Raw genomic sequence first — 11,258 nt, 5'->3', positions numbered from 1 at the left:
GTGAGACCAACCATGGCGAACGTGCCGGTGGAGAACGAGGGATCCCGCCCGACGACGTCGGACGAGGAGAGGCTCCGCGAGTACCTGACGCGTGTCGTCGCCGAGCTGCACCAGACCCGCCAGCGGCTGCGCGAGGTCACCGCCGAGGAGTCCGAGCCGGTGGCCATCGTCGCCATGAGCTGCCGCTATCCCGGCGGCATCAGCTCGCCGGAGGAGCTGTGGCAGTTCGTCTCGGCCGGCGGGGACGCCATCGGCGACTTCCCCACCGACCGGGGTTGGGACCTCGACCGGCTGCACCACCCGGACCCCGACAACCCCGGCACCTCGTACGCGGCCTCCGGCGGGTTCCTCGCCGACGCCGGGCAGCTGGACGCGGCCCTGTTCGGCATCTCGCCCCGCGAGGCCGTCGCCATGGACCCCCAGCAGCGGCTGCTGCTGGAGGTCAGCTGGGAGCTGTTCGAGCGCGCCGGCATCGCGCCGCTGTCGCTGCGCGGCAGCCGTACCGGCGTCTTCATGGGCACCTCCGGCCAGGACTACGCCGCCGTCATGCACCGCGCCCCCGGCGTCGAGGGGTACGTCCTCACCGGCACCGCCGCCAGCGTCGTCTCCGGCCGGCTCGCGTACACGTTCGGGCTGGAGGGCCCCACGGTCACCGTGGACACCGCCTGCTCGTCGTCGTCCGTCGCCGTCCACCTCGCCTGCCAGGCCCTGCGCGAACGCGAGTGCGGCCTGGCCCTGGCCGGCGGGGCCACCGTGATGGCCACCCCCTCCGCGTTCGTCGAGTTCTCCCGGCAGCGCGGTCTCGCCGCCGACGGGCGGTGCAAGTCGTTCGCCGGTGCGGCCGACGGCACCGGCTGGGGGGAGGGCGTCGGCGTGCTGCTGCTCGAACGGCTCAGCGACGCGCGCCGCAACGGTCACCCGGTGCTCGGGATCATCCGCAGCTCCGCGGTCAACCAGGACGGCGCGTCCAACGGGCTCACCGCCCCGAACGGCCCCGCCCAGCAGCGGGTCATCCGGCAGGCGCTGGCCAGCGCGAAGCTCACCCCCGACCTGGTCGACGTGGTCGAGGCGCACGGTACGGGCACCACCCTGGGCGACCCGATCGAGGCGCAGGCGCTGCTCGCCACGTACGGGCAGGACCGGGGCGACGCCGCCCCGCTGCTGCTCGGGTCGATCAAGTCGAACATCGGGCACACCCAGGCCGCCGCCGGCATCGCCGGGATCATCAAGATGGTCCAGGCCATGCGGCACGGCGTCGTCCCCGCCACCCTGCACGTCGACGAGCCCACCCCGCACGTGGACTGGTCCGCCGGGGCGGTGGCCCTGGTCACCGAACCGACCCCGTGGCCGGCCGTCGACCGGCCCCGCCGGGCCGCCGTCTCCTCGTTCGGGATGAGCGGCACCAACACGCACATCATCCTCGAGCGGCCCGAGGACGTCCCCGCCGAGGCCGACCGCCCGGACCTCTCCGCCCCCGCCCCCGTGCTGCTCACCGGCCGCACCCGCACCGCGCTGCGGCAGCAGGCCGAGCGCTGGTCCGGGTACGTCGCCGCCGACGCCGACCTGGATCCGGCCGACGTCGCCTGGACCTCGGTGGTCTCCCGTTCGCCCCTCGACCACCGGGCCGTGGTGTTCGCCTCCGGTCGGGACGAGCTGGCCGCCGCGTTGCGGGGACTCGCCGACGATCGTCCCGTGTCGGAGGCGGTGACCGGGGTGGCGGGTGCGTCGGGTGAGGTGGCGTTCGTCTTTCCGGGTCAGGGTTCGCAGTGGGTCGGTATGGCGGCCGAGCTGTTGGACACGGCTCCGGTGTTCGCGGAGAAGCTGACGGCGTGTGCGGAGGCGTTGCGTCCGCATGTGGACTGGTCGTTGTTGGACGTGGTGCGGGGTGTGCCGGGTGCGCCGTCGTTGGAGCGGGTGGATGTGGTGCAGCCCGCCCTGTTCGCGGTGGGTGTGTCGCTGGCCGCGTTGTGGGAGTCGTATGGCGTGCACCCGTCGGCGGTGGTGGGTCATTCGCAGGGTGAGATCGCTGCCGCGTGTGTCGCGGGGGCGTTGAGCCTGGACGACGCGGCGGCGGTGGTGGCGTTGCGCAGTCGGGTGATCGCGGGGATGGCCGGTGACGGTGGGATGGTCTCCGTCGCGACGACCGCCGAGGAGGTTGCCGAGACGATCGCCCGCTGGGACGGTCGGGTGGCGTTGGCGGCGGTCAACGGACCCACCTCGGTGGTCGTCTCGGGTGACGTTGTCGCCCTTGATGAGTTGGTGGCGCATTACGAGTCCGCCGGGGTGCGGGTGCGTCGGGTGCCGGTGGACTACGCGTCGCATTCGGCGCATGTGGAGCCGTTGCGGGATCAGCTTCTGGAGTTGTTGGCGGGGGTGTCTCCGCGGTCGGCTGGGGTGCGGTTCTGGTCGACGGTGGTGGGGGAGTGGTTGGACACGGCTGCTCTGGATGCCGGGTACTGGTTCCGGAATCTTCGGCAGACGGTGCGTTTCGACGAGGCGGTACGCGGCTTGGTCGCGGCCGGCTACTCGACGTTCGTCGAGGTCAGTGCGCATCCCGTGCTGACCATGGCGATGCAGGAGAGCGTCGAGGCGGTCGCCTCCGACACCGCCGTGACGGTGACCGGGAGCCTGCGTCGTCACGAGGGCGGCCTCGGCCGCTTCCACCGGGCCCTCGCCGAGGTGTACGTGGCCGGGACCGCGGTGGACTGGCGGCCGGCGTTCGCCGGGCGGTCGGGACGTCTGGTCGACCTGCCCACGTACCCCTTCCAACGCCAGCACTACTGGGTGCCGGCGGAGGAGCCCGCCGCTCCGGCCACCCGCGCCGGCCTGCTCGACCACCGGTTCTGGGACGCCGTCGAACGCGCGGACCTGGACGCCCTGCGCGGCACCCTCGCCGTCGACGACGCCGAGGCCGTCGAGTCGCTGCGCACCCTGTTGCCCGTCCTCGCGGACTGGCGACGCCAGCAGCAGGAACACTCCCTCCTCGACGGCTGGCGGTACCGGGCCGACTGGCAGGTGACCCCCGAACCGGCCGCCGCCCGCCTCGAGGGCACCTGGCTGCTGGCGCTCCCCGCCGGCCTCGACGACGACCCGGCGGTACGCGACATCCGGGCCGCGCTGACCGACGCGGGCGCCGAGCTGCTGCCGCTGACCGTCGCACCCGACGCCGACCGGACCGGGCTCGCGGCGTCCCTGACCGGCGCCGAGATCACCGGCGTGGTCTCCCTGCTCGCCTGGGAGCCGCAGGCCGGCGGGGACGCCGTCCTGCCCGGCCTGGCCACCACGCTCGCCCTGGTGCAGGCGCTCGGCGACGCTCACCTCGACGCACCGCTGTGGCTGGTGACCCGGGGGGCGGTCACCGTCGCCTCGTACGACCGGCTCGCCGACCCCGGGCAGGGCGCGGTCTGGGGCCTCGGCCGGGTGGTCGGCGTCGAGGCTCCGCACCGCTGGGGTGGCCTGGTCGACCTGCCGTCCCGCCTCGACGGCCGTACCGCCGGCCGGCTCGCCGCGATCCTGGCCGGACCGGCCGGCGAGGACCAGCTCGCGGTCCGCGCCCCCGGTGTCTTCGTCCGCCGCCTGGTCCGCGCGGGACTCGGCGACCGCCCCCCGGTACGGCGCTTCACGCCCGCCGGAACCGCGCTGATCACCGGCGGCACCGGCGGTCTCGGCGCCCGTGCCGCCCGCTGGCTCGCCGCGACCGGCGCCGAGCACATCGTGCTGGTCAGCCGGCGCGGCCCGGACGCTCCCGGCGCCGCCGACCTGGCCGCCGAGCTGCGCGACCTCGGCACCCGGGTCACCGTCGCCGCGTGCGACGTCGCCGACCGGGCCGCCCTCGCCGCGCTGCTCGACCGGGTCCAGGCCGACGGCCCACCGGTACGTACCGTCGTGCACACCGCCGGCATCGCCCAGACCACCCCGCTGATGGCGGTCACCCCCACCGAGCTGGCCGAGGTGGCCGCCGGCAAGACCGTCGGCGCCGCACACCTGCACGACCTCCTCGCCGACCAGGAACTCGACGCGTTCGTGGTCTACTCGTCCATCGCCGCCACCTGGGGCAGCGCGGGCCAGGCCGGATACGCCGCCGGCAACGCGTACCTCGACGCGCTCGTGCAGCAGCGGCGCGCCGACGGGCGGGCCGGCACCGCGATCGCCTGGGGCCCGTGGCCGGTGGGCGGCATGCACACGGCCGACGCCGAGCAGAAGCTGCGCAACCGGGGCGTACCCCCGATGGACCCGACCGTCGCGATGGGCGCCCTTCAGCAGGCCCTCGACCACGACGACGTCACCCTCACCGTCGTCGACGTCGACTGGTCCCGGTTCGCTCCCGCGTACGCCTCCGCCCGGCGTCGGCCGCTGCTCGAGGGCGTACCGGAGGCGAAGGCGGCCCTCGACGGCGGGACGCCGCCCGACGACGAGGACGACGGGGTCGCGGCGACGCTGCGTCGCCGGCTGGTCGGGCTGACCCCGGCCCGGCGGGAGGAAACCCTCGCCGACCTGGTCCGGGAACTCGCCGCCGACGTGCTCGGCCACGACGACGCCGCCGCGATCCCGGCCGCCACCGCGTTCCGGGACCTCGGCTTCGACTCGCTGACCGCGGTCGAGCTGCGCAACCGGCTGGTCGCCGCGACCGGGCAGCCGCTGCCCGTCACGCTGGTCTTCGACCACCCCACTCCGGTGGTGCTGGCCCGCTTCCTGCTCGCCGGGCTGCTCGGCGACGCCCCGGCACCCGCCGAGAGCGTCGCCCCGGCCGCCGTCGACGGCGACGAGCCGGTGGCCATCGTGGCGATGGCCTGCCGCTTCCCGGGCGGGGTCACCGACCCGGAGCAGCTGTGGCAACTCCTCACCGACGGCGTGGACACCGTCGGTGAGTTCCCCACCGACCGGGGCTGGGACCGCGATCGCCTCGTCGACCCGGACCCGGAGAAGCCCGGCACCACGTACACGGACAAGGGCGCCTTCGTCTACGACGCGGCGGACTTCGACTCCGCCTTCTTCACGATCAGCCCGCGCGAGGCGCTGGCGATGGACCCGCAGCAGCGGTTGGTGCTGGAGGCGTCGTGGGAGGTGCTGGAGCGGGCAGGGGTTGTTCCGGGGTCGTTGCGGGGTTCGCGAACAGGGGTGTTCGTGGGCACGAACGGCCAGGACTATAGGTCCCTGTTGATGCTGACCAGCGACCAGGTGGAGGGCTTCGGCGGCACCGGGAACGCGGCGAGCGTGGTGTCGGGTCGGGTGTCGTACGCGTTGGGGTTGGAGGGGCCGGCGGTGTCGGTGGACACGGCGTGTTCGTCGTCCCTCGTCGCGCTGCACCTGGCGGTGCAGGCCTTGCGTCGGGGCGAGTGTGATCTCGCCCTGACCGGTGGGGCGACGGTGATGGCGACCCCGGCCCTGTTCGTGGAGTTCTCCCGGCAGCGCGGAATGGCCGCCGACGGGCGGGTCAAGGCGTTCGCGGCGGCGGCCGACGGCACCGGCTGGGGCGAGGGCGTCGGCATGCTGCTCCTCGAGCGGCTCTCCGACGCGCGGCGCAACGGTCACACGGTGCTGGCGGTGGTACGCGGCTCCGCGGTGAACCAGGACGGCGCGTCGAACGGGCTGACCGCCCCGAACGGCCCCTCCCAGCAGCGGGTGATCCAGCAGGCGCTGGCGTCGGCGGGGTTGTCCGCGCGGGACGTGGACGTGGTGGAGGCGCACGGCACCGGGACCACCCTGGGTGATCCGATCGAGGCGCAGGCGCTGCTCGCCACGTACGGGCAGGACCGGGACGTGCCCCTGTTGTTGGGGTCGGTGAAGTCGAACATCGGGCACACCCAGGCGGCTGCCGGCGTGGCGGGTGTGATCAAGATGGTGCTGGCGATGCGGGCGGGTGTGGTGCCGGCGACGTTGCACGTGGACGCCCCGTCGCCGCACATCGACTGGTCGGCCGGGGCGGTGGAGTTGGCGACGGAGGCGACTCCGTGGCCGGCGGTGGACCGGCCGCGTCGGGCGGCGGTGTCGTCGTTCGGCGTCTCCGGCACCAACGCCCACACCATCATCGAGCAGGCCGAGGATCTTCCCCCGGCCGACGGCGTGGAACCCGCGGTCGACGGCGGCGCGCACCCGGGGGTGGTGGCCTCGGACGCGGTGGTGTGGCCGGTGTCGGCGCGGTCGGCGGCGGCCCTGGCCGGTCAGGCGGCCCGGCTGGCGCGGCACGTGCGCGAGCACGACGGACTCGACCCGGCGGCGGTCGGCTGGTCGCTGGCCACGACGCGGTCGACCTTCGAGTACCGGGCCGCCGTGGTCGGCGACAGCGTCGGGGACCTGCTGTCCGGGCTGGACGCGCTGGCGGCCGGTTCGTCGGCGAGCAACGTGGTGACGGGTACGGCCGGCGAGCACGGGGCCGGCGTCGTGTTCGTCTTCCCGGGGCAGGGCGGCCAGTCGGCGCGGATGGCCGCCGGCCTGGTCGGCCGCTGCCCGGTCTTCGACGCGCGACTCGCCGACTGCCAGCGGGCGTTCGCGCCCTACCTGGACGTGGACATCGTCTCCGTCCTGACCGGTGACGACGAGTCGTGGCTGGACCGGGTGGAGGTGCTCCAGCCGGTCCTGTTCGCGGTGGGCGTCGCCCTGGCGGAGGTGTGGCGGCACGCCGGCGTGGTCCCGCAGCTCATGATCGGCCACTCGCAGGGCGAGATCGCGGCGGCCTGCGTGGCGGGTGTCCTGTCGCTGGAGGACGCGGCGAAGGCGGTCATCCTGCGCGCCCGTGCGCTCGCCGGTCTCGCGGGCACCGGGGCGATGGCCGCGGTGGACCTGCCCGCCGACGAGGTCGCCGCCCGGTTGGCCGACCGTCCCGAGGTGGTCGTGGCGGTGCGGAACGGGCCCGCCACGGTGGTGATCTCCGGCCCGCCGCAGCAGGTGGCGGAGCTGGTCGAGGAGTTCCGGGCCGACGGGGTGCGGGCGCGGCCGATCCGGTTCAACTACGCCTCGCACTCCCCGGCGGTGGAGCGGATCCGCGAGCAGATGCTCGCCGACCTGGCGGACCTCGCCCCGCAGTCCGGGCACACGCCGCTGGTGTCCACGCTGACCGGCGAGTGGGCCGACCCGACCGCGATGGACGGCGGCTACTGGTACGAGAACCTGCGCAACCCGGTGCGGTTCGACACCGCCGTGCGGGTGGCGATCGAGGCCGGGCACACCACGTTCGTGGAGGTGTCCGCGCATCCGGTACTGGCCCTGCCGGTGTCGGCGATCCTCGACGACGCCGGCAAGGCGGGGCAGGTGCTGGGCACCCTGCGCCGGGGCGACGACGACCCCACCCGACTGCTGATCAACGTCGCCACGGCCCACGTCCTCGGTCTGCCCGCCGACTGGACGAGGGTCCTCGCGCCGGCGCCGACCGTCGAGCTGCCCACGTACGCCTTCGACCGGGAGCGGTACTGGCTGACGGTCCCGACCCACCAGGTGCGGGACGTCAGCGCGGCCGGCCTCCAGGACGCCGGGCACCCGCTGCTCGCCGCGGCGGTACCGGTCGCCGACGACCAGACGGTGGTGCTCACCGGGCGGCTGTCCGTGCAGACCCACCCGTGGCTGGCCGACCACGTCGTCGGCAAGGCGGTGATCGTCCCCGGCACCGCCCTGATCGACATGGTGGTCCGGGCGGGCGACGAGGTCGACGCCGGCCAGGTGGGCGACCTGGCCCTGATCAGCCCGCTCGTGCTGCCGTCGACCGGCGCGGTCCAGGTGCAGGTGCGCCTCGGCGCGCCCGGAGCGGCCGGCGAGCGGAGCGTCACCCTGCACTCCCGTCCCGAGGAGGGGGGCGACGGCGAGTGGACCCGGCACGCGGAGGGCTTGCTGCTGCCGGACCTTCCCGCCCCCGTGGCGGTGCCGGGGGAGTGGCCGCCGGCCGGCGCCGTCGAGGTCGACGCCGACCTGGACGCCTGGTACGCGCAGTCGGCCGAGAACGGCCTCGACTACGGCCCGGCGTTCCGGGGCCTGCGCCAGGTGTGGCAGCGCGACGACGAGGTGTACGCCGACGTGGTCCTGCCCGACGCGGTGGTCGCCGACGCCCCCCTCTTCGGCCTGCATCCGGCCCTGTTCGACGCGGCTCTCCAGGCCACCGGGCCCAGCCGGATGTTCGGCAACCCGACGGACCCCGCCGGCACCGGCTGGTTGCCGTTCGCCGTCCGTTCGGCCAGCCTGCACGCGCACGGCGCCACCCGGCTGCGGGTGCGGCTCCGGTCGCTCGGCCCGGACACGATCGCCGTCACCCTGACCGATCCGGCCGGGCAGCCGGTCGCCACGGTGGAGTCGCTGACCTTCCGCCCGGTCGGCGCCAGCCGGGCCGACGAGACCGCCGCACTGCGCCGCAGCTCCCTGTTCCACCTGGACTGGATGCCGCTGCCGGCGACCGACGCGGCCGTCGGGAGCACGGCGCGCTGGGCGCTGCTCGGTGCCGACCCGCTCGGCCTGGCCGCCGCGCTGGCCGACGCCGGGCAGCCGGTGACCGGCCACGTCGACCTGGCGGCGCTGGTCGCCACGCTGGACGACGGCGCCGACGTACCGGAGGTGGTCATCGACCTGGGGACCGGGTCGGAGCCGGACCCGCTCCGGGCCGACCTGGACGCGCACGACGCGGCCCGGGACGCCCTGGAGCTGGTGCAGCGCTGGCTCGCCGAGCCGAGGCTGGACCAGACCCGACTGGTCCTGCACACCCGGGGCGCGGTCGCCGCCGCGCCCGGCGAGGTCCCCCGCGACCTCGCCCGTGCCGCCCTGTGGGGGCTGGTCCGATCGGCGCAGACCGAACACCCGGGTCGCTTCACGCTGCTCGACACCGACACCGCCGCCTCCTCCCTGGCCGCGGTCGTGGCCGCGGTCGGCTCCGGCGAGCCGCAGCTCGCGGTCCGGGACGGGGCCGTCCTGATGCCCCGGCTGGTCCGGGCGCGGGACGCCGGGGCGCTGTCGCTGCCCGGCGACGAGACGCCGTGGCAGCTCGACGTCACCGAGAAGGGCACCCTGGAGAACCTGGCGCTGCTGCCCGTCCCGGTCGAGGCGGGCGAGGTGCCGGAGGGCCACGTCGTCGTCGGGATGCGCGCCTCCGGGCTCAACTTCCGGGACGTGGTGCTGGCTCTCGGCATGGTCCCGGACCAGCAGGTGCTGGGCAGCGAGGGCGCCGGCGTGGTGCTCCAGGTCGGTCCGGGCGTGACCGGCTTCGCTCCCGGTGACCGGGTGATGGGCATCATCTCCGGCTCGTTCTCCTCCGTCGCGGTCACCGACCACCGGATGCTCACCCGCATCCCGGACGGCTGGTCGTACGCCGAGGCCGCCGCCGTACCGGTGGTCTTCCTGACCGCCTGGTACGGGCTGGTCGAACTGGGCCGGCTGCGGGCCGGGGAGTCGGTGCTGGTGCACTCGGCCGCCGGTGGCGTCGGCATGGCCGCGGTGCAGATCGCCCGGCACCTCGGCGCGGAGGTCTACGGCACGGCCAGCCCCGGCAAGTGGCCGGCGCTGCGCGCCACCGGGTTCGACGACGCGCACATCGCCTCCTCGCGCACCCTCGACTTCGTCGACGAGTTCCGCGAGCGCACCGGCGGTCGCGGCGTGGACGTGGTGCTCAACGCGCTCAGCGGCGAGTTCGTGGACGCCTCGCTGCGGCTGCTGCCCCGGGGCGGCCGGTTCGTCGAGATGGGCAAGACGGACAAGCGGGACCCGGAGCGGATCGCGGCCGACCACCCGGGCGTGAGCTACCACGTCTTCGACCTCCTGGTGGCCGGCCCGGACACGATCGCGCGGATGCTGGACGAGCTGATGGCGCTGTTCGCCACCGGCGCGCTGCGACCGCTGCCCCGGCGCACCTGGGACGTCCGGCGTGCCCCGGAGGCGTTCCGCTTCCTCAGCCAGGCCCGACACGTCGGCAAGCTGGTCCTGAGCATCCCGCAGGCGCCGCTGCTCGACGGCACGGTCCTGGTCACCGGGGCCACCGGCGCCCTGGGCGCGCTGCTCTGCCGGCACCTGGTCACCGCGCACGGGGCCCGGCAGCTGCTGCTGGTCAGTCGGCGCGGGCCGGACGCGGCGGGCGCGGACGAGCTGCTGGCCGACCTCAAGGCGCTCGGCGCGGACGTGTCGATCGTCGCCGCCGACCTGGCCGACCCGGACGCCGTGGACCACGTGCTGTCCATGGTGGACGCCCGGTACCCGTTGCGGGCGATCGTGCACACCGCCGGTGTCACCGACGACGCCACCGTCGAGTCGCTCACCCCGGACCGCCTCGGCCCGGTGCTGCGGCCGAAGGTCGACGCGGCCTGGAACCTGCACCGGGCCACGCTCGACCGGGAGCTGACCGCGTTCGTGCTCTACTCCGCCGCCGCCGGCGTGTTCGGTGGTCCGGGCCAGGGCAACTACGCCGCCGGCAACGCGTTCCTCGACGCTCTCGCCGAGCACCGGCGGGCCCTCGGCCTGCCGGCGGTCTCCCTGGTCTGGGGCCTGTGGGCGCAGGCCAGCGGCATCACCGGGCACCTCGACGCCGTCGACCGGCGACGGCTGGAGCGCAGCGGACTGGTGGCGCTCGCCAACGACGAGGCACTCGCCCTCTTCGACGCGGCGTGGCGGTCGGAACGGGCGGTGCTGATGCCGGCGAAGATCGACACGACGGTGGCGGCGCCCGGTGCGCCCGTCCACCCGATGCTGGCCGCCCTGGTCCGCCCGGCCAACCGGCGGGCCGTCGCCGCCGAGGCCGCCGGCGGGCAGGCGTTCGTCGACACCCTGCGGGCCCTCTCCGAGGAGAAGCGGGAACGCGCCCTGCGCGACCTGGTGCTCTCGCACGTCGCCGTGGTCCTCGGTCGGAACGGCTCGGCCGGCATGGAACCGACCAGGGCGTTCCGGGAACTCGGCTTCGACTCGCTCACCTCGGTCGAGTTGCGCAACCGGATCGGGGCGGCCACCGGGCTGCGGCTGCCGGCGACGCTGGTCTTCGACAACCCGACGCCGGCCGCGCTCGCCGCCTACCTGGCGACGCAGTTCACGTTCGCGGACCCGGCGGTTGACCGGTCGGCGGGCCTCGGACGGGACCTGGACCGGCTGGAGGCGGCGCTCGACGGGCTCGACCCGACCGACGACGAGTTCCGCCGGATCACCGACCGGCTGCACGGCCTGCTGGACCGGCTGGCCGACCGGCAGGCCGACACCGATGGCGACGACGACCTGGAGTCGGCCACCGCCGAGAACATCTTCGACCTGATCGACCGCGAGCTGGAGACGTCGTGACCGCCAGCCGCAACGACCACGGCATGCCG

The 11,258-nt window shown here is 75.0% G+C and carries 1 protein-coding gene; it reads left to right on the top strand.

The window, feature by feature from the left end; genetic code table 11:
* Window positions 1-12: 12 nt before the first annotated feature.
* The gene (locus AB0F58_RS00565) at window positions 13-11,229 is read left to right on the top strand and encodes a type I polyketide synthase (RefSeq protein ID WP_357135851.1); all 11,217 of its coding nucleotides are present in this window, start codon (window positions 13-15) and stop codon (window positions 11,227-11,229) included.
* Window positions 11,230-11,258: the final 29 nt, after the last annotated feature.

This window comes from Micromonospora sp. NPDC023956 (assembly GCF_040639195.1).
Lineage (GTDB): Bacteria > Actinomycetota > Actinomycetes > Mycobacteriales > Micromonosporaceae > Micromonospora.
This window is presented reverse-complemented; position numbering and strand designations above follow the sequence as displayed.

Bases quoted from the DNA above. Each gene is read 5' to 3' on its own strand.
- AB0F58_RS00565 (WP_357135851.1), top strand. From the start codon at position 13: ATGGCGAACGTGCCGGTGGAGAACGAGGGATCCCGCCCGACGACGTCG.